We start from the raw sequence: 19,360 nt of genomic DNA on the forward strand, positions 1-19,360 counted from the left end.
TAACAATTGAGATCATAATGTGAACCCATCATCGATAATAATATTTTGCCCTGTAACATACTTTGATTCATCTGAAAGTAAAAAAACAATGCTACCAAGTATGTCTGTAACATCAAGCATCCCCATACCATTAGTTTCTTTTTTGTACGCTTCCAGGAATGAGTCAGGTTGATGATCGAAAATACCACCAGGACTCACCGAATTAATCTTAAAGCGACTATCACTGACATAAGCAACAATGTATTTATTCAAATGTAATAGTGCAGATTTTATTGCTGCATACTCAACAGGCATTGTCATTTTGGTATTTTTGTATATTTCGAATTTTGGTGCCACGACACCATAAATAGAAGAAATGTTTACAAGTGAAAATGAATGCTGATTTTTTTGGAAATATGCAGCACACTGCTGTGAGAAAAGAAATGAACTGCCAAGATGTAATGAAAGATTCTCGTTGAAACTTTCCAACGTTACATCGTAAAAATGAGCGCCGTAAGTTTTATTTCGCGGATAAGTAGTATTAACAGCACCATCCAGATCAGGTGCAATGGCTAGTATGTTCTGAACAGATTCAAGGCTTGTTACATCAAGCTGATACAATTCATATCCAACCGTGATATTCAGCTCATTTAATTTATTCTGAGTTGACACTAAGTCATAATCACCAGCAATAACATAACCACCTTCATCAATGATTTTTTTAACTAGCTGAGTCCCTAGCAATCCACCAGCCCCAGCTATAAGGATTTTTTTCCCTTTAAGTATATTAGTCACGATTGAATTCCTTAAGTAAAATTTCCGCCATGTAAAAATCAAAAATATCATCTATGTCGACGGCACGTTCTTTAGGCACAACAATGCTTGCAACTTTACCTGAAAATAATCCATAGCTATTAAGAACGAACTGTGGAGTAGTCGCATACACTACTGTAGTAATATCAAATACGTCTGGTGCATCCTGCCTTCTGATCACCTGCCCAACCGGTTCGTTGACAAGCTTCACATAGCCACTTTCGTCAAATTTTACCATGTTAAAATAAGGGCTTCTGCTCGCCGGAGTGACTGAGATGCATATGTCTGCACCAGACTCTTCTCTTTTAGCAATAGCACATTCGACATCATCGACACTTCGTAAAGGACTCGTAGCCGGCAGGCTTACAAAGCCATCAAAATCACCCAATTCTTTCTGAACCCACTCAATTGCATGACGCCATGCTAGCCATTCCGGAGTGGTATCCCCGGCAAGCTCCACCGGTCTACGAATAACAATAGCACCACAATTTTCTGCTACGAGAGCGATATCATCATCGTCGGTTGAAACATATACAGAGGAAATTGAAGGACTCAGTTTAGCCGTCTCAATCGAGTATTGCAGGAGAGGTTTGCCTGCCAGGTGTTTAATATTTTTCCCAGGTAATCCCTTTGATCCCCCACGTGCAAATATAAAAGCATTTATTTTCATTTAACGTCTCCAATATATTGACTTTTTTCTTTTATTTTTTCAATTAAGCCAACAATATTCGTTGATGACTCCAATGTCACAGAATCATTTTCACTCCCGGATATTTCTGCTATGAAGTCGAGCAACATATTTGTATACATATCATTCTTATCCCAGTCAGGATCGCTAAAAATAATATCGGTACCCTGGCCAGTATGATAAATAACTTCGTTGCGTATGAGATCCCAGACAATCCGCCCTTTACTGCCAATAACATGACATTGTCGCCATGGTTTCTTTTGAAGAAAATCAAGATGGATATTAATAATTGCACCAGCTGAATTTATCAACATAACATCAGCTAAAGATTCAACATCCATTTCAAGTTCTGACGAAGTCCTCAGTACCGAATTCACAAGTTTCAGTTCACCAAAAATCCATTGTGCATAATCCAGTTCATGGCTTAATTCGAGCAGCACTCCCCCCCCCAAAAATTTATTCGCTGATACGCTTTCACGATATGATTTTGAAGGTCTCCAGTCCGGGAGATATTGGCCGATTTCAATATTGACATTGTAAATACTGCCAACAAATTGCGTATCAATTAATTTTTTAATTATTTTTGCAGATGGCAAATAGCGTAAGCAATATCCTACAGCCACTGGAGTTGCGTGTCTTTCTGCTATTTCTTGTAACTTCTTAGCGTCATCGAAAGAAGCGGTAACAGGTTTTTCAATAAAGGTAGGAATTCCTGCTGCCAAAAATTTTTGACTATGTCGCAGATGGTAAGTTGCTGGTGATGCAACAATTACCAAATCGACTTGTTCTTGTATAACAGCATCAACATTTGTCAGGTAACCATCACAGTCATTCACTAACTCGGATAGCACTCGCTCACTTGAAGACACAGAATAAACAATAATACCTGGAAAAAGTTTTTTAAGATTACGACGATGCCTTGTTGCAATATTTCCCAAGCCTATTACAGCGACCTTTTTCATTTTAATCCAGTCCTAACGAATGAATATCGGCCTGCGCACGGTTAAAATCATCCATTCGCCCAATATCAAGCCAATACTCATGAATCGGAAACATTAGTACATCTTTATTCTTACTCATAAATTGCTCGAGTAACGTCGGCATATCAATGCGATGATTTTTAGGTACGGATTTGAAAATGTCAGGAGAAACAACATAGATTCCTGCATTAACAAAGAAATGATGTACTGGTTTTTCAACCATGCTGACTATTTTGTTACCATTACCTGTTATAACGCCATATGGGATCTGGTAATCATATTCTCTTACACAGATTGTAGCATCAGCATTGTTATTAGTGTGAAATGATAATAAACGCTCAAAATCAATATTGGTAAGTACATCACCATTGATCATAATTAGTGGCAAAGTGTCTGATAAGGAGTCAGGAAGTAATCCCAGCGCGCCTCCCGTACCTAAGGGAGTTTCTTCATGTATATAGGTGATTTTTGCATTAAACGCATCACCATCACCGAAATGCTGATGAATCACCTCTGGTAGAAAATGGGTTGATATATATAAATTAGTAAACCCTGCTTTAACAAAGCTTCTTACTACTGTCTCTAAAATAGGTTTATCACCTACTTTAAGCATTGGTTTAGGGCAATTATCAGTGAGTGGTCTCAAACGAGTACCAAACCCTCCGGCCATAATAAAAACAGGATTATCATATTTTGCCGTTGTGGCGACACTTGCAATAGTCTCCAGCCCCACAATGACGCCGTTATCAACTAATGGTATAGACAGTATCCCGTGCAATGACATCAGATTATTCAGCTCTTTTTTGGAAAGAACTGGACTTGCTATTACGGGTTTTTTATTCATAACCTGCTGTACTTCTGCAGTCAGCGGCAGGTTTTTCAAAAGCCCTCTACGGATATCTCCATCGGTAATGACACCTAATAACGTGTTATCCTCATTAACTACCAGCGCAACTCTCAATGCTTCTTTATTAATAATTTCGAGTGCTTCAAGTATCGAACTTTCTGGTGAGACTAATACATTTTTCCATTGCTGAGTCATTTTATACCTTCTGAAAGATTATCTGACTGTGGCACGCGGTGCATAAACTTTCTGTTGTGATCGTATGTTTTTTGCTACCAATGCGTTCGCCATGATCGCGGCTCTTGATCCGATTTCAATATTCTGAATAACAGTTGCACCTGCGCCAATGAATACATGCTCTTCAGTTTTGCACTGTCCACATATTATAGCTCCTGGAGAGATGACGTTATATGCACCGAGAAACACATCATGCTCAATGACGGCACGGGTGTTAATAACAGTATGAGCACCAATATGTGAACCGGGTTGAATTATGGCACCAGGAAATATCTGCACCCCTTCTCCTAAAAAGGCAAAGGGTGATACATACGCGTTATCAGCTATGATTGTTTCAAAACTATAGCCCATTTCTTCAAAACGCAAATTAACTTTATATCTGATTTCCGAGCCCGGTAAGGCACCAATTCCATTAATTAAGCGAATATTCTTTGGTTGGAAACGAGAGATTTCATTGTCATTCGAATAAACATTAATTCCTGAATATATCTTTCGTTGGGTGATATCATCAGGACTAATAATAGCAATAATTTCTCGTTTCTGTTTTTTCAGAATATCAACGATTACGCTTGCATGTCCCCCACCACCAATAATAACAAGTGGTTTTTTCTGAACATTATCATTCACCAATTAGCTCCCCTGGTAAATAATCACTCCCGGAAACTTTATTTATTAAATCCCAATATAAATAAGGAGACATACCTGTACCTGGGCGCTTTATTGCAAGATTATCGGATGTGAAACTTTCCCCCGCCATAATAGCTTTTGCAGCAACCAGGCTTTTTCGCGCAACGCTCTTGTTTTTGATTTCTGACACTGTTGGCGCTTTAATGCTATATCCCAGCGCTTTTTCAATCTGACGGATAGCGGCAATCATTGCCTCCAGTTCAACAGGTTCCAGCGATGCTTTGTGATCAGGCCCTTCCATGTTTTTATCAAGCGTAAAGTGTTTTTCGATCACTATCGCACCACGTGCAACAGCAGCCACAGGAATCATTATCCCTTCACTGTGGTCGGAATACCCTACAGGCAATCCAAACGCCTGATGCAACGTATCCATAGCACGTAGATTAATCTCTTCCATTGGCGCCGGATATTCCGTAGTGCAATGAAGAACGATAACCTTTTCCTTAAGCGCTTTCTGACCAACCGCTGATGAATACGCACACTGAAAGGCTTCAATACTCGGCACTGCCTCTTCAGGTGCTGTATATCCGAAAGCAATAACGCCCAACGCGGCCTCAATCTCAGCCAATGTCGCCATTCCCGTAGAGACAATAATATCGCAACCTGTGCGCGCATGCTCAAGTACCAAAGGCGCGTTAGTTAATTCACCTGAAGGTAACTTCAGCCTTTTGATGCCAAGCTCATTAACAAGAAAATCTAGGCTCTCGGAATCAAAGGCGGTAGAAAGGAATTCTATACCAAGATTATTGCAATAACTAACTAGTTTGTGGTGAGCTTCCCATGAAAGCTCCAGCCGACTTAACATTTCTAACTGTGATTCTTGCTTTTTAGTATTCGCAACCTGATAGTCCGCCTTTACCGCTTCGGCTGTTACCAGGTTTTTCGCCTTGAATGTTTGAAACTTGACGATATTCGCACCTGCTTTATGAGCAGCATCAACAAGTTTAAAAGCCAGTCTTTCGTCGCCGTTGTGGTTAACACCGGCCTCAGCAATAATAAGCGTCATATAGTTTCACTTGATGTCGTAGAATGTCTTGCTCGGTACAAAATTCATGGATTTGATCATCTCAATGATCTTAGCACTCGTATTCCCTTGCCCATAAGGATTAGATACTTGTTCTCCTTCCCTTAGGTAACTTCGCGAAATCGCACACGTTAGTGTAGCAGTGATAGATTCCGTTGTAGCATCACAATTGAGTACACTTTGCGCGGCAATACGCCCTTTTTGGCGCACGCCAATATTTACCGTAGGAACGTCGAAAGCAGGCACCTCAATTATGCCGCTGGAAGAATTCCCCACTACAGCTGAAGCATATTTAACCGCACTGAGATAACGCACCTGTCCAAGTGATGGGATAGCTTTCACACGTTCAGGTGATTTAGCAGCATAGGCTTCAAGTAAAGGAATAATTTTTCTACCGCCATCATCCGCATTCGGGTAGGTCAGAATGACCTGAAGCTCGGGAAATTTATCAAGCGCTTCCAGCAATGCTGTAAAGCTCGCCTCAGCAGGCTCATATCCTAAAGTAACCGGATGATATGTGACAACTACATACGGTTTTTTTAACGAAAAATTTAATGATGTTGATAGCTCTTCAACCGTCATAAACTTGCCGCGCTTCAGATGATCTAACCCAATAGCGCCCACATTGGCAACACGAGCAGGATTCTCACCCAACTGAACGACACGATTTTTATATTCTTCCGTGGAGGTGCCGTGTAAATAACTCAATTTGGTGATGGCGTGTCTAATAGCATCATCGTAGGCTCCTTCAGTAATTTCACCGCCATGTAGATGGAAGACCGGAATACGGAGAATCATCGCGGTTTGCGCCGCCGCGAGAGCTTCGAAACGATCGCCAAGAATGACCAAAACATCAGGTTTCAGCCGGGATAATGCATCAGCAAACCCCAGAACCCCCAACCCCATACTTTTTGCTATACCGACCGGAGAATCAGAGGACAGCAAAATTTCAATTTTTTCATCAATTGAAAAACCATCCTGCTCGATCTGTTGCCATGTATTGCCAAATTCAGGGGAAAGGTGCATACCACTGACAAGCAATTGCAGTTGCAGTTCCTCATCGCTCTGAATGTCCTTCATTAACCAATAAAGTAATCCATATTCTGCTCGGGTCCCGGTAAAAACTGCGACCTTGCGTGTAGTTGCTGTCATCACGTTTATTCCACAGGAGAGCTAGGCAAGTTGACCAAGCGTGCCTCAATTTGCTCAGAATTTTTAAGGTCATCGCGCATTGCGTGTTCAAACATCGGTAGACGATGCATCAGTTTCCATATTGGGCGAACCATGACTTTTGCTTCGTTCATTTGCGCAAGAATGGCATCGCGAGAATCCAAGTTTTCGCACATTACTGCATTCAGCCAATAATTAGACTGCGCATATTCAGGTTCTTTGACGAATTTAAATTCTGAACCTTTGAATAAATTTTCATAGCGCTGGGCAAGCATGCGTTTTTGTTTTAAAAACACATCCAGACGCTCCATTTGCCCGCAGCCCAATGCGGCATTCAGGTTAGGCATACGGTAGTTAAAGCCGGGTTCATCGTGGTAAAACTCATACGGATGCGGTACCTTAGCGGTTGTGGTGACATGCTTGGCACGCATACCAGCCTCAGATGAACGACAGAAGACCATTCCGCCACCACCAGTGGTGATTATCTTATTGCCATTAAAGCTCAGAGCGCCATACTCACCAAGCGTACCAGTATGGTGGCCCTTATAAAAAGACCCCAGACTTTCAGCTGCATCTTCGACCAGAACAATATGCCACTTCTTACAGACCGCAATCAGCTCATCCATTTCAACCGGATGACCAAAGGTGTGCATCGGAACCACAGCACGAACGACCTGACGTGTTGTACGATGCTGGCATCCCCGTTCAGTCAACTCTGTGTTTTCAGTGAGCCAGTTATCGAGCGCAATAGGGCAAAGACCCAGGCTAACGGATGAGACGTCTGTAAATACGGGCTCTGCCCCAAGATGATAAAGTGCATTACAGGTTGCAACAAAAGTCAGAGCCTGAGTTACCACCAAATCGCCGCGCTTCACACCTGCCAGATACAACGCCGCACTTAATGCCGCCGTACCATTGACCGTAGCAACCGCACGCGCCGTCCCTGTGTAGGCTTCCATCTTGCGTTCAAAGTCGTCGACATATTTTCCTACACTTGAGACAAACGTACTTTCAAGCGTATCCAGTACATATTTTTTTTCATTGCCATCAAAAACTGGCGCATGCAAAGGAATAAACGCATTCGTTTTGTATACGTCGCGAACAAACTCGATAATTGAATTTATATTCATACCAGGAAGCCTTGCTTACATTTTACTGTCGAGATATTTACCGGTTTCTTTATGCCCAAAGTCTGGGATCATTTCAAAAAACAGCTTAACAATATCTTCTTTAGACCATTCAAGCGATGTTTTCATTGCCTGAATTTTCTCTTCAAAATTCGCTAAAAGCACCGGATCATAAAGAGCTTCATTCTTGATAATTCCGAGATTAATGAAGCGCTCCATATCAAGGGTTTCTTTATCAGTGAAAAACTCTTCAAAATCTTTTTCACCCGTAGTGTCACTGGAAGTAAACAAGCAAGGCCATTTGCCCTGAGCAGGTAACGTTTTAGCCAGTTCACGTGCTTCGTCTTCCGTTTCGCACAAATGCGGCTCAAATCCACGTTGATTGAGATAGAGAACAGCAATATCTGCAAACGAGATAAGATGAAGGGCTTCACTCAATTTCGGGAAAAAAATGTCACGATTATCGCCAAAGATGCACGACATCAGACATAGCTCACCCGATTCTTGCGGCGTGACAAAATAGCGTTTGATGTCACTAGGCGCCACCAGCGGTTGTTGCTTTTGAAGACGCTGGTTAAATCCGTGCAGAAGAGAACCATCTGAAAACGCGACATTTGCGAAGCGCGCCGTTGAGATATTGATCTCTTTACTCTTACGCATCAGGAACATTTCCATGATGCGTTTTGATGCTCCCATCATATTTACCGGATTGGCAGCTTTATCCGTTGACACACAGAAGAATTTTTTCACTCCGGAGGCAATAGACTGTTCAATTGTTTTATCTGTATTGAGAATATTCACTTCAATCATGCGCATAAGCGTAAACGGATCTTTCTCGCTACGAACATGCTTGAGGGCTGAAAGATTCAACACGTAATCATACTTACCGTCAGCCTTTATAAAGGCATCATATTCAACAGAACCAATATCAAGCGCGAAAGTCCGGAAGTCACCATCGATATAACCGAAAGAGCTACGGATATCACGAACCAGCTCCACCATGTTATTTTCACTAATATCAACAACGTGAAGTTTTTGCGGATTACGCTTAAAAATTTCTTTTGTTACAGCCTGTCCAATTGAACCAGCGCCGCCTAATACAAGAAATCGTGATGAAGAGACAATTTTCTTTAATTCTTTTTCTTTTGCAGAAACATCATCACCAAACAATGTCTTATTGCGTCCAATTAGCTGAAGGATATTATCCATTTTTTAGCCCTGGTTGATTATTTGTTATTACTTAAACCATTTCAATTAGAATAAATCTAGACATGAAGTAGTTTATCCATTTTGTTGATGATGATTTGAGAAAATAAGATATAAATCAACCCAAAATCATCTTTTGTTAGATAGAACAGCACGCTACCGCCCCTGGCTTAACAGCTACCAGTGCACTGCGTGCGTTTTAAAGATGTGCATGAGCTAGCTACTCGGGCTGAACTCTCTTAAACTCAAACGCTAATTGTCTTACCAAATGCTGTCAGAAACAAGGATAAAAACCCAAAAGCATGACTTAATTTGGTTAACCAACCCGTTGTTATTACTACATTTATGAAAAAACGACAGGAACATTCTGAACACATACCTAAGTGCAAAGAATACCCACTGCCGTTATTGCTTTATAGCCTAACTACAAAAAGTTGACTATCCCTTACTCATTAAGTAACTTCTCAATACCCTTGCGGAACTTCGCCCCTTCCTTCAGGTTGCGCAGCCCGTACTTCACAAACGCCTGCATATATCCCATTTTCTTGCCACAATCGTAGCTATCACCGGTCATCAGCATAGCATCAACAGACTGTTTTTTCGCCAGTTCTGCAATGGCATCAGTGAGCTGAATGCGTCCCCATGCTCCCGGTGCTGTTTTTTCGAGTTCAGCCCAAATATCCGCTGACAGCACATAGCGCCCTACTGCCATCAGATCGGAATCCAGCGTTTGCGGCTGATCCGGTTTTTCAATGAACTCGACGATGCGGCTGACTTTACCTTCATTATCCAACGCTTCTTTGGTTTGAATAACCGAGTACTCGGAAAGATCGCCTTCCATGCGCTTAGCTAATACCTGGCTGCGCCCGGTTTCATTAAAACGCGCCACCATCGCAGCCAGGTTGTAACGCAGCGGATCGGCACTCGCGGTATCCAGAACGACGTCTGGTAATACCACGACAAATGGGTTGTCTCCAACAATCGGGCGCGCGCACAGAATGGAATGGCCCAGGCCCAGCAATTGCGCCTGACGCACGTTCATGATCGTTACGCCTGGAGGACAGATAGACTGTACTTCAGCCAACAACTGGCGCTTTACACGTTGTTCGAGAAGTGACTCCAGCTCATAAGAGGTATCGAAGTGGTTCTCCACGGCATTTTTGGAAGCATGAGTTACCAGAACGATTTCTTTGATCCCAGCAGCTACAACCTCGTCGACAATGTATTGAATCATTGGCTTGTCGACGATCGGCAACATCTCCTTAGGGATTGCCTTTGTGGCCGGCAACATATGCATCCCAAGGCCCGCTACCGGGATAACTGCTTTCAAATTAGTCATTCTCTCTCCTACCTCTGAACGGCTGATAAAGTATAGACTTTAGCCGCATGTTAGTCAGCATCGCTGACTCTCTGCTCAACACAACTCATGACGTTGAGATAAACTGTCTGCAAACACTACACTTCATCCATGCCCGAGTTAACTCAGATTTCTCGGAAACTCATGATTGTTGCAATTTTTGGCGTAGTTTCCGAAAAAAAATCGTAGCTAAGGCTCATTGCGACAAACATCACTCAGAGACAAACGTAATGTCATCTTTCTTATCGTGCAAAAATTCATATTTTAAAGTGCGATCCAGCCCCTGAGACAATGTGTAAGGAGCAACAAAACCTGATGAATGGACCTTAGTTGCATCAAACTGTGTTGTGGCACAGAACTTCTTCACGCGCACAGAGCTAACTGCATATTTTTTACCCGTCACTTTGCCCAAAATATCAAAGCAATAACCGCCTAACATGCCTAAAGCGTAAGGTAAGTGTGCTGAGGGGATTTTTTTACTTAAGCTCTGTTCAACTTCGGTAACCAGTTGATTCATATTGAGGTCAGGCTTATCAACGTAATTATAAACCTCATAGCCGGTGGTCACATTCTTCAGTTTATACTTGATAAACTCAACAATATTACCCACATAAGCCATTGATTTATAATTCGTACCAGCCCCAACCATCATGAACTTGCCGCCAGCAATCTGCTTGAGCAGATTATAAACATTACCACGGTTGCGCTCACCGAAGATAACGGTCGGACGGATAATGGTTAGCGAGCGTTCCTCTGGTGCTTTTGCATGCCATTCACGAAGGACTTCTTCTGCTTGCCACTTGCTTTTGCCGTAGTGATTGAATGGGTCGTGCGGATGTTTTTCATCGGGGTTGGTTTTGTTCAAGCCATAGACGGCTACAGAACTGGTGAAAATGATGTTGTTGACACCATTTTTCTCCATTGCAGCTAAAACGTTGCGGGTGCCCTGAACATTGACGTCATAGTAAAGAGAAGTGGGGCTAACATCATCACGATGCTCAGCCGCCAGTAAAACCACGGTGTCAAAGCCGGAAAGCGCTTGATCCAGAGCTTGCTGATCGCGCACATCGCCAATTTGGGTGATGTGCGGATAAAAATGACTCTGCTGTTTATCCAGATTTTTGATATCAAAATCTGCAACAGTCGTTTCAAGGAGTCGGGTACCGACGAATCCGGAGGCACCGATGAGCAAAACTTTATCGTTCATAAATCACTTAGTCTGTTCGTAACACAAGAAACATGTGATAAAGATGAGCTTCTTCCCTGAGTAGTCTATGCTGCCCAGCCCCAGCTTTAACAGTAATTGAGTTATTATAATCTTTTAGCCAATGATATCCAGTAAGATTATGGTGGGGATTTACCTTACCTCACCCGCGCCGGCAGGCGAAAATTCACCGCCTCGACGTTCACCACCTGATGATTCACTCTGTCGATATCAACCGAACTTTGCCCGGCTTCGTTCACCACATGGACGTTGGCCAGCGACAGCAGTGTGTCCTGTTTAGCCATAAACTTGCCGCGCACATCCTTACGGAGGTCGAAGTGCATCTTCAGCGCAGGTCCAACGGCGGATTTTTGCATCACCTTGATATTGCGTAAAAAAAGATGCTGCGGTTGATTGTGCAGTTCCAGCGTTGCCCGCCTCATCTCCACGTTGGTGATGGCGACAAACGATGTTGCATTGCCTGATGAAATTTGAATGCCGCGTAAAGTAGACTCGAGCTGACTATTATCCAGATGAATATTATTCAGCTTAAAGTTTTGCGGAATAGATAAATAACGCCCTTTGATTACGCCGTAACCAATTAACATGCCTGCGCTCTGTTTCATATTGATATTATCAATCACGAAATTGTCACAACCATATATAGCTATCGTGGCATTATCAATGCCCGCTTTCTTACTGAAATCCGGGGTGATATTGCGAGCCTTAACGTTACGAATGATAAAGTGTTTGCCGTTCTCAACATGGACCAGTTGGCGACAATCAGATCCGGTGATATTCGCCACCACAAAGTTTTTCACCGCCTGCGCGTCCGGGTAGCTATTGTCATACGTGCTGCCCGCCAGTCCGATGCCAATCCCCCAGTTCACGTTGCCATTAGTGCAGTTAATACGCTCAATAACATGATCCGAGATGAGGATGTCGCAGTCGTTAATCGCCACATTCCACTCGATGGCATCGCCCTGCAGATCACTAAAATGGCCGTTGGTTATCTGCACACCGTCCATCTGGTTGTGAAATCCCTGGCGCAGGATGCCATAGTTCGCGTGGCTGACGGTGATATCATTAATGATGAGATTGCGCATCTGCCGCGGGGTCTTGCCGCCGATATAAATTTGTGTCACCGGGCCGAAACCACTCATCGCAAGTCCTTTGATAACACAATCTGAACCCCGCACGTCGAGGGTGATATTGTGCAGGCTCCCACTGCCCTCCCCGGTTACCTGGCTTCCCTCCTGCAGAACAAACCGACCGCGTCCGTTGCCGCTCACGCGCCCGAGTACGCGTAACGTTTTTCCCGGTGGGATAAATACGCCGGTATTCATGTTTTCACAGACCACACCCGCAGGGACCACGACGGTTTGCCCTTCAGCGAAAGCCCGGCGGAAAGAAGCGACCCAGTCATTCGGGTTATAATCTTGAATATTGACGCTGCGCGCGGCTTCCAGCGCCCTTACAGCGGGAGAATGGAGTACGACAAGCGCAGAGCCTGCCGTAATAAAGGTACGTCGGGAGAGTTTTTTCTCTGGCATACAACCTCGGTTTACAGCGCGTGCAGCAGGCTGGCTAACTGTTTATTGATAACGGATTGATTGAATTCCGTGGCGATTTTTTCACGCGCGCGCAGCACAATCGGTGTCACCTCCTGGCTATCAAGCTGACTGAACGCCGCCAGCCGTTCAGCCAGCGACTGCGCATCGTTTTCAGGCGCCAGCCAGCCGGATTTACCGGACTCCACTAGCTCGGGAATACCGCTGTGCACGGTAGACACTACCGGGATCCCCACCGCCATCGCCTCCATCAGCGCCACCGGGATCCCCTCCATGTCGCCATCCGCTCCCGTGATGGAGGGCAGCAGAAATACATCCGCCTGTTCTAACATCGCTTTGACCTGATGACTGGGCATAAAGCCGGGCATCTCAATCACATCATCGAGTTGATACTGCTCAATCAGCGTGCGCAGGCGCCGCTCCCACGGGCCAATTCCCAGAATGCGATACCGAAACGCCACACCCTGCGCTTTTAGCTGACGACAGGCTTCGATAGCCACATGCAGCCCTTTTTTCTCGGTGAGTCGCGCAACCGAAAGAATTTCCAGCTTTTCTCCCGGCGCTTTCACCTCACGAGGGGTAAAGCGCGTCATATCAATGCCCATGCGCGATACGGCAATCTTCTGTGGCGGGCAGCCCATATTTTTTAACCGTCCGGCCCACAGATGGCTGATGGGCAGCATCAGATCGCCGCGCTGAAACAGCGTTTGATACTCCGGGGTATAGCGGGCGAGCACCTCCCGGTGCGAAATATCGATGCCATGAAACACCGTGGCGATTTTGCCGCTTATCACGCCCAGTTCACGCAGCTTCGCCGCCGTCACGCCCGCCGGTCCAAAGTGGGCAATAAACACGTCGGCATGAAACGTTTTACGGGTTAACCCACATATCGCTGCCAGAATCAGGTTGCGCGCTTCTTCGCCATAGCGAGAGATATTCAGCGCTTTCCAGGTCGCCGCCCGGGTAATGCCCTGCCACACCGCCGCGCCCCGGTATTGCAGCTTGGCTCGCTTGCGTTGTGGCTCGTCGAGCAGCCAGTGCGTTTTGTCGGCCAATCGGTACGCCTCGTAGGCGGCATGTGTGTTCTCGAGATCGCCCTTGTGCAGCGCGACAATTTCGACGTCATGACCCATATCGATAAACGCGGTTATCTGATTCAGCACAAAGGTCTCAGATGAGAGCGGAAATTTAAGCAGGAAAAAGCCAACCTTCATTTTTGCTCCTCAATGCGCGTCAGTACCGATTGCACCATCCGCATGCCGTGTTCACGCTCACGCTGCACGGCCTCTTTCAGCCGTACATTGAGTGCCGGCAACTGCCCGAGCACGTCGGCCACCTGAGTTTGCAGACTGCCGTCCAGCAGATGGCTGATGTCAATCGCCATCTCCGGCAGCCCCAGCTGCTGCATAATCCCCGCTGATTTATGCTCGTAGTTGATGGCAATCGCCGGGGTGTCAAAGTTCATGGAAATGATGGCAGAGTGCAGACGGGTGCCCACGGTTAACTCGCACGCCCCGAGAATTTTCCCCATTTCGAGGTCATTCAGTTCGTCCATCACCACGTGATACCGGGCCGGATCGTTAACGTACTGGCGCAGGTTCAGTGCTACCATGCGGTCATCTTTGTTGTAACTGTCGATGCCGGTACAGGTTGACAGCGCCATCACCTGGTAACCCTCGTCGAGGATACGGTTCACCACCCCGGCAAACGCCTGCTCATAGGCCTGCTGCGTGGTGCCCAGACGTTTATCAAACGGCGCCAGCTCCCGCAGGGTGATGGCGACGGTTTTTTGCTGTGCCACTGTGTGTAGCCAGTGCCGGACGGCATAGCTGGGTTCAAAATCGGCCTGATGATTATCAACCAGCCAGGCGGTATCGACGCCGTGCTCCACTTTCTCGGTCGTGATTTCGCTGCGTTTCATCAAGTCCAGACTGACGGACTCACGCAAAATCAGGGCATTACAGTGGCCGAAGACGTAATTCGCCAGTTGGTTAAATTGTGCATCCTGGAACGGCCCGACGCTGTGACCAATCATGTACAGCGGCTTTTTCGCCATAAATGTGCACAGAGCATGTTCAAACTGCGGCACGCCGTACAGATCGACAAAAAACGATCCCCCCACCTGGATGATGGCGTCATAGCGCGACAGCAGACGGACAAAATCAGTAAAGCCCTGGGCGATGGCGATATTGCGCAGGTTACCGGAATCGGTCACGCGCGAGAGCAAAACCTGATGCTGATAGCGCCGACGCAGGACTTTCTTCACCCGCCCCACTACGCCGGCGGCGTTATTGTGCTGCTTCATCTGCGAATACAGCGGATCGCCCATCACCGGGCGATTGAGCAGCCAGGAAGAGCTCACCGGATAACGGCTCATCACATCCACTTCCGTCTGCGGTTGCAGCGTGTTAATGGCATCCAGCAAACCGCGCAAAATGGCGCTGTCGCCACGGTTGCCGCAGGTATGGTTGCCGAGAATTAATACTTTCATCATGACCTCTTTCAATCATTGCCGGATGGCGGCTGTCGCCTTATCCGACCTACAACAAACCCAATTCAGCCTGCGCGGAGCAAGGTTTTCATTTTTTCACTGCGGCAAAACGGGCGCTTGAGTTCCGCCACCAGCGGGTGGCGCGACAGCACAATCGTCACCGCAAATGCCAGCGCGCCCGCCGCTACCTGCAGACCCAGCAGCAGGCTTAACGCCAGTTGGCCCTGCAGCACAATGCCCAGCCCATAGCTAATCACCAGCGTCGGTATGGAGAGATAAAACGGCAGCCACAGGCTGAGCATGTACTGCCTGTAGCTCGGCCCCAGCACCGGTTTAATCATCACGAAGTAGCTGAGAATGGTGTTGACTACCTGCACCAGCAAAAAGCCCAGCGTCACGCCCATCGCGCCTGCCAGATGTCCGCCAACGAGAATGGCCGGAATAAACAGACAGGTTTTGAAGACATTGAATTTGAAGCTGATATCAACGCGGGCTTTTGCCATCAGTAACGAACCTATCGGATTACCGACAGATCGCAGCAGCCCAACGACGCACAGCAGTTGCAGGATCGGGACGATGGCGCGCCATTTCTCACCGAACACCAGCGGTACCAGATTGTTCGCCACTACCATCAGGCCCAGCAGCGCCGGGAAGTTGATAATGCCGACCACCGACAGGAGCTTGTAAAAATTCACCCGCAGTTTTTCGCTGTCGTCCTGTATTTTGGCAAACGCCGGAAACAGCACGCGGGTGATAATCGGGTTCAGCTTGATGGGCGGGACCACCGCCACGTTCCAGGCCAGATTAAATCCGCCCGCCACGCCTGCGCCCAGCGTTCGGGCCAGCACCAGCGTGGAAAGGTTGGTATTGACATAATTGATGATGCTGTCGGCCGTCAGCCAGGCGCCAAAGCGCAGGTTCGACGTCACCGATGCGAGTGAAAAATGCATCCCGGGGCGGTAAATCTGGCGACCAAAATAACCAAACAGCAGCGTACGCAGCGCGCAGTTCACCAGATACCCCAGAATGGCAGTCATCGCCAGCGGCCAGAAATGGGCGCCGATCACGGTCACGGTAAACCCGGCCAGCACCGCGCTGGTTTCAATCATGCCAATTTTGTTGAACGCCATGTCCTTTTGCATCAGCGCACGGAACTGCTGCCCGTGCGGGATCAGCACAAACGCCAGCGACAGCGTTTTAATCAGCGGTGCCAGGTCGGGGTTATTCAGGACATCAGCAATCACCTCACTGAGCAGGAACATCGCCAGGCACACCAGCATCCCCAGCCCGACGTTCAGCCAATACAGGGTGGTAAGTTCAAGATAGCCAATCGCTTTGCGCTGGATAATGGAGTTGGCAATGCCGAAGTCGGAGAGCGTATCGGCCAGTGCGATAATCACCAGCGACACGGTCAGCAGACCGAACTGATGGGCGTCAATGATGCGCGCCAGCACGGTCATCTGAATCAGCCCAAGGCCAATGATGAAAACCGTGGCAATCGCCGACCACTTGGCACCGTTAAGGGTTTTTTCTCGTAAGCTCATGTTTAATACGCCGCTTTGTTAACAAAACCCTTAAATACCGTCAGAAAAACAATCTTGATATCGAACCACACGCTCCATTCGCGAATGTACTCGAGGTCAAACTCCACCCGTTTTTCCATTTTTTCCAGCGTGTCGGTTTCCCCGCGCCAGCCGTTGATTTGTGCCCAGCCGGTAATGCCGGGTTTCACCTTATGGCGCAGCATGTAGCCTTCGATAAGCGTGCGGTATTGCTCGTTGTGTGCCACCGCGTGCGGGCGCGGCCCGACGATCGACATGCTACCGGTCAGCACGTTAATAAACTGCGGCAGCTCATCGAGCGAGGTGCGGCGCAGGAAATTACCCACGCGGGTGACACGCGGATCGTTTTGTGTCGCCTGGGTGACGACCGCGTCGTTTTCCATCACCTTCATCGAGCGAAACTTCCACACCTTGATTGGCTTGCCGTCCATGCCGTAGCGGGTCTGGCGGAAAATCACCGGCCCCTTTGAGGTGAGCTTCACCGTCAGCGCAATACCGCACAGCACCGGGGAAATCAGCAGCAGGATTAGCGAAGCCAGCACGATATCTTCCGCGCGTTTCAGCAGGCGATTAATGCCCGACAGCGGCGTGTCGTACAGCGGCACCACCGGCACACCGTTCATCTCTTCAATGCGTGAATGCAGGATGTTGAAGGTAAAGACGTCGGGGATCAGGATCACCGAACAGGTGGTGTCAGCCAGGTCGCGCACCAGTTTTTTTACGCGGGTGCCGTCATTCATCGACATGGCAATATAGACGTTGTGAATGCGGGCAGCTTTAGCGTCATCCACCAGCTGTTGCAGATTTCCGGCCCAGTCGCGGGAGTTTTTTCCTGGGACGGGATCGTGATAGACGCCCGCCACTTCAAAGCCCAGCCACGGTTCATGGCGAAAGCTGTCCAGCAGCAGCTGTCCGGCAGGGAGATCGCCCGCTACCGCCACCCGACGGGTGTTATATCCACGATTGCGCAGCCACCCTGCAATGTAGCGAATAAACGCGCGGCACAGCAGCAGACCGACGCTGGACAGCAGATACCACGCCAGCCAGACGGCGAATCGGTTATCAAAATCGTTGTTAAAGGCAATTAACCCCGCGCTGAAGACCAGGCTCAGCGTCCAGTTTTGCAGCAGCAGCACCAGCTCGGTGGAAATTTTGACCCCGCGCCAGGAACGGTAAAAATCGGTGATCCCCCCCAGCATCTGAAAAACCACCAGCGTGATCAACGCCACCAGCAGGTGCATGTACAGGAAGGGCAAACCGCTCAGTTCACAGACCAGCCACAGTCCGCCAAACATGATGGTGATATCTGAAAAGCGTTGCACCATTGAGATTAACGACGCATTGGTTTTCGCGCGTTGGCGCTTTTTTAGATGTGTCATCGTGGTTCCTGTTAGTCACCCCTTGCCCACTGTCGGGCAAGGGAAGCACCGGCATTACTGATTCAGCAACGCCAGAAGAGTGCGCGTTCGCGCTTCCATCAACGGAATGTCTCCGCGCGATTCCACGTTCAGGCGCACCACCGGTTCGGTATTGGAGGAACGTAAATTGAAGCGCCAGTCGACAAACGACATGCTGATGCCATCGGTTCTGTCCACCGCCAGCGCCTCGCCGGAGAAATGCTGCTCTACCCGGTCAATCGCCACCTTCGGTTCTGCCAGAGTGCTATTGATTTCCCCGCTCGCCGGATACGCCGCCATGCGGTCGCGAACCAGTTCGCCAAGCCGCTGTCCTTTCAGGGACAACAGTTCCGCTACCAGCAGCCACGGGATCATTCCGCTGTCGCAGTAGGCAAAATCACGAAAATAGTGATGGGCGCTCATTTCGCCGCCGTAAATGGCATCTTCATGGCGCATTCGTTCTTTAATGAAGGCATGACCGGTTTTCGACATCACCGGCTTACCGCCCGCCGCCGTCACCACATCGACCGTGTTCCACGACAGACGCGGGTCATGAATGATCTTCGAGCCCGGATTTTTCTCCAGAAACGCCTCCGCCAGCAGGCCGACAATGTAGTAGCCCTCAATAAACTGGCCGTTCTCATCAAACAGGAAGCAACGGTCAAAATCGCCGTCAAAGGCAATCCCCATATCCGCGCCGTGTTCAATCACCGCATTACGGGTATCCGCCCGGCATTCCGGCAGCAACGGGTTGGGAATACCGTTCGGGAAGGTGCCGTCAGGCGTGTTGTGGATCTTGATCAATTCAACCGGGACACCGAGAGACTGAAAACGGGCTTCAATGGCGTCCAGCACCGGGCCTGCCGCGCCGTTACCGGCGTTAAGCACCAGCCTCATTGGTTTAAGGTTTTTGACGTCGATGTAACCAAGCAGATGATCAATGTAAGCCGCGCGCGGATTGATGGCGGTGTAACGGCCACGTCGGGACGCATCCACAGGCGGGAAGTCGTTGGCTTCCGCCAG

17 protein-coding genes are annotated in these 19,360 nt (G+C 47.7%); all 17 read right to left on the minus strand.

The genetic code is table 11. The features are described from left to right. Positions 1 to 12 precede the first annotated feature (12 nt). Positions 13 to 774, minus strand: coding sequence for an oxidoreductase (locus tag FDX01_RS06820; RefSeq protein WP_137399484.1), 762 nt, complete (start codon positions 772 to 774; stop codon positions 13 to 15). Next, entirely contained in the window at positions 767 to 1,462 is a 696-nt protein-coding gene (locus tag FDX01_RS06825; protein ID WP_137399485.1) for an acylneuraminate cytidylyltransferase family protein, read from the minus strand. Before FDX01_RS06825 ends, FDX01_RS06820 begins: the two co-directional genes overlap by 8 nt. Further along, a complete protein-coding gene (locus tag FDX01_RS06830; protein WP_137399486.1) occupies positions 1,459 to 2,442 on the minus strand; it encodes a Gfo/Idh/MocA family oxidoreductase in 984 nt (327 codons plus the stop codon). Before FDX01_RS06830 ends, FDX01_RS06825 begins: the two co-directional genes overlap by 4 nt. Before the next feature lies 1 nt (position 2,443). Further along, positions 2,444 to 3,502, minus strand: coding sequence for a nucleotidyltransferase family protein (locus FDX01_RS06835; protein ID WP_137399487.1), 1,059 nt, complete (start codon positions 3,500 to 3,502; stop codon positions 2,444 to 2,446). Positions 3,503 to 3,520: 18 nt separating this feature from the next. Beyond that, complete coding sequence (locus tag FDX01_RS06840; RefSeq protein ID WP_137399488.1) at positions 3,521 to 4,168, minus strand: acetyltransferase; 648 nt, start codon at positions 4,166 to 4,168, stop codon at positions 3,521 to 3,523. After that, entirely contained in the window at positions 4,161 to 5,234 is a 1,074-nt protein-coding gene (neuB, locus tag FDX01_RS06845; protein WP_137399489.1) for an N-acetylneuraminate synthase, read from the minus strand. The genes FDX01_RS06840 and neuB overlap by 8 nt, the downstream gene beginning before the upstream one ends. A 6-nt stretch (positions 5,235 to 5,240) precedes the next feature. Then, on the minus strand, positions 5,241 to 6,404 hold the full coding sequence (gene neuC, locus FDX01_RS06850) for a UDP-N-acetylglucosamine 2-epimerase (RefSeq protein ID WP_137399536.1): 1,164 nt from the start codon (positions 6,402 to 6,404) through the stop codon (positions 5,241 to 5,243). Between the two features lie 5 nt (positions 6,405 to 6,409). Beyond that, positions 6,410 to 7,552: a LegC family aminotransferase gene (locus FDX01_RS06855; RefSeq protein ID WP_137399490.1), complete on the minus strand. Its 1,143-nt coding sequence runs from the start codon at positions 7,550 to 7,552 to the stop codon at positions 6,410 to 6,412. A gap of 15 nt (positions 7,553 to 7,567) precedes the next feature. Beyond that, positions 7,568 to 8,758: a UDP-N-acetylglucosamine 4,6-dehydratase gene (locus tag FDX01_RS06860; RefSeq protein WP_137399491.1), complete on the minus strand. Its 1,191-nt coding sequence runs from the start codon at positions 8,756 to 8,758 to the stop codon at positions 7,568 to 7,570. A gap of 442 nt (positions 8,759 to 9,200) precedes the next feature. Beyond that, positions 9,201 to 10,094, minus strand: a complete 894-nt coding sequence (galF, locus tag FDX01_RS06865) for a GalU regulator GalF (protein WP_137399492.1) — start codon at positions 10,092 to 10,094, stop codon at positions 9,201 to 9,203. A 229-nt stretch (positions 10,095 to 10,323) separates the two neighbouring features. Next, positions 10,324 to 11,319, minus strand: a complete 996-nt coding sequence (locus tag FDX01_RS06870) for an SDR family oxidoreductase (RefSeq protein ID WP_137399493.1) — start codon at positions 11,317 to 11,319, stop codon at positions 10,324 to 10,326. Positions 11,320 to 11,474: 155 nt separating this feature from the next. Further along, a complete protein-coding gene (gene wcaM, locus FDX01_RS06875; protein WP_137399494.1) occupies positions 11,475 to 12,869 on the minus strand; it encodes a colanic acid biosynthesis protein WcaM in 1,395 nt (464 codons plus the stop codon). An 11-nt stretch (positions 12,870 to 12,880) separates the two neighbouring features. Further along, entirely contained in the window at positions 12,881 to 14,101 is a 1,221-nt protein-coding gene (wcaL, locus tag FDX01_RS06880) for a colanic acid biosynthesis glycosyltransferase WcaL (RefSeq protein WP_137399495.1), read from the minus strand. Beyond that, a complete protein-coding gene (gene wcaK / locus FDX01_RS06885) occupies positions 14,098 to 15,378 on the minus strand; it encodes a colanic acid biosynthesis pyruvyl transferase WcaK (protein WP_137399537.1) in 1,281 nt (426 codons plus the stop codon). The genes wcaL and wcaK overlap by 4 nt, the downstream gene beginning before the upstream one ends. A 65-nt stretch (positions 15,379 to 15,443) precedes the next feature. Next, positions 15,444 to 16,922, minus strand: a complete 1,479-nt coding sequence (locus tag FDX01_RS06890; RefSeq protein WP_137399496.1) for an MOP flippase family protein — start codon at positions 16,920 to 16,922, stop codon at positions 15,444 to 15,446. Between the two features lie 2 nt (positions 16,923 to 16,924). Then, on the minus strand, positions 16,925 to 18,319 hold the full coding sequence (gene wcaJ / locus FDX01_RS06895; RefSeq protein WP_137399497.1) for an undecaprenyl-phosphate glucose phosphotransferase: 1,395 nt from the start codon (positions 18,317 to 18,319) through the stop codon (positions 16,925 to 16,927). A gap of 54 nt (positions 18,320 to 18,373) precedes the next feature. Beyond that, positions 18,374 to 19,360, minus strand: a 987-nt coding sequence (locus FDX01_RS06900) for a phosphomannomutase CpsG (RefSeq protein WP_249360893.1), incomplete at its 5' end; no start/stop codon positions are given.

Origin of the sequence: Citrobacter sp. wls613 (assembly GCF_005281195.1) — a bacterium.
GTDB lineage: Bacteria > Pseudomonadota > Gammaproteobacteria > Enterobacterales > Enterobacteriaceae > Citrobacter > Citrobacter gillenii.

Bases quoted from the DNA above. Each gene is read 5' to 3' on its own strand.
- FDX01_RS06825 (WP_137399485.1), bottom strand. From the start codon at position 1,462: ATGAAAATAAATGCTTTTATATTTGCACGTGGGGGATCAAAGGGATTA.
- FDX01_RS06830 (WP_137399486.1), bottom strand. From the start codon at position 2,442: ATGAAAAAGGTCGCTGTAATAGGCTTGGGAAATATTGCAACAAGGCAT.
- FDX01_RS06835 (WP_137399487.1), bottom strand. From the start codon at position 3,502: ATGACTCAGCAATGGAAAAATGTATTAGTCTCACCAGAAAGTTCGATA.
- neuB (WP_137399489.1), bottom strand. From the start codon at position 5,234: ATGACGCTTATTATTGCTGAGGCCGGTGTTAACCACAACGGCGACGAA.
- neuC (WP_137399536.1), bottom strand. From the start codon at position 6,404: ATGACAGCAACTACACGCAAGGTCGCAGTTTTTACCGGGACCCGAGCA.
- FDX01_RS06855 (WP_137399490.1), bottom strand. From the start codon at position 7,552: ATGAATATAAATTCAATTATCGAGTTTGTTCGCGACGTATACAAAACG.
- FDX01_RS06860 (WP_137399491.1), bottom strand. From the start codon at position 8,758: ATGGATAATATCCTTCAGCTAATTGGACGCAATAAGACATTGTTTGGT.
- galF (WP_137399492.1), bottom strand. From the start codon at position 10,094: ATGACTAATTTGAAAGCAGTTATCCCGGTAGCGGGCCTTGGGATGCAT.
- FDX01_RS06870 (WP_137399493.1), bottom strand. From the start codon at position 11,319: ATGAACGATAAAGTTTTGCTCATCGGTGCCTCCGGATTCGTCGGTACC.
- wcaM (WP_137399494.1), bottom strand. From the start codon at position 12,869: ATGCCAGAGAAAAAACTCTCCCGACGTACCTTTATTACGGCAGGCTCT.
- wcaL (WP_137399495.1), bottom strand. From the start codon at position 14,101: ATGAAGGTTGGCTTTTTCCTGCTTAAATTTCCGCTCTCATCTGAGACC.
- wcaK (WP_137399537.1), bottom strand. From the start codon at position 15,378: ATGAAAGTATTAATTCTCGGCAACCATACCTGCGGCAACCGTGGCGAC.
- FDX01_RS06890 (WP_137399496.1), bottom strand. From the start codon at position 16,922: ATGAGCTTACGAGAAAAAACCCTTAACGGTGCCAAGTGGTCGGCGATT.
- wcaJ (WP_137399497.1), bottom strand. From the start codon at position 18,319: ATGACACATCTAAAAAAGCGCCAACGCGCGAAAACCAATGCGTCGTTA.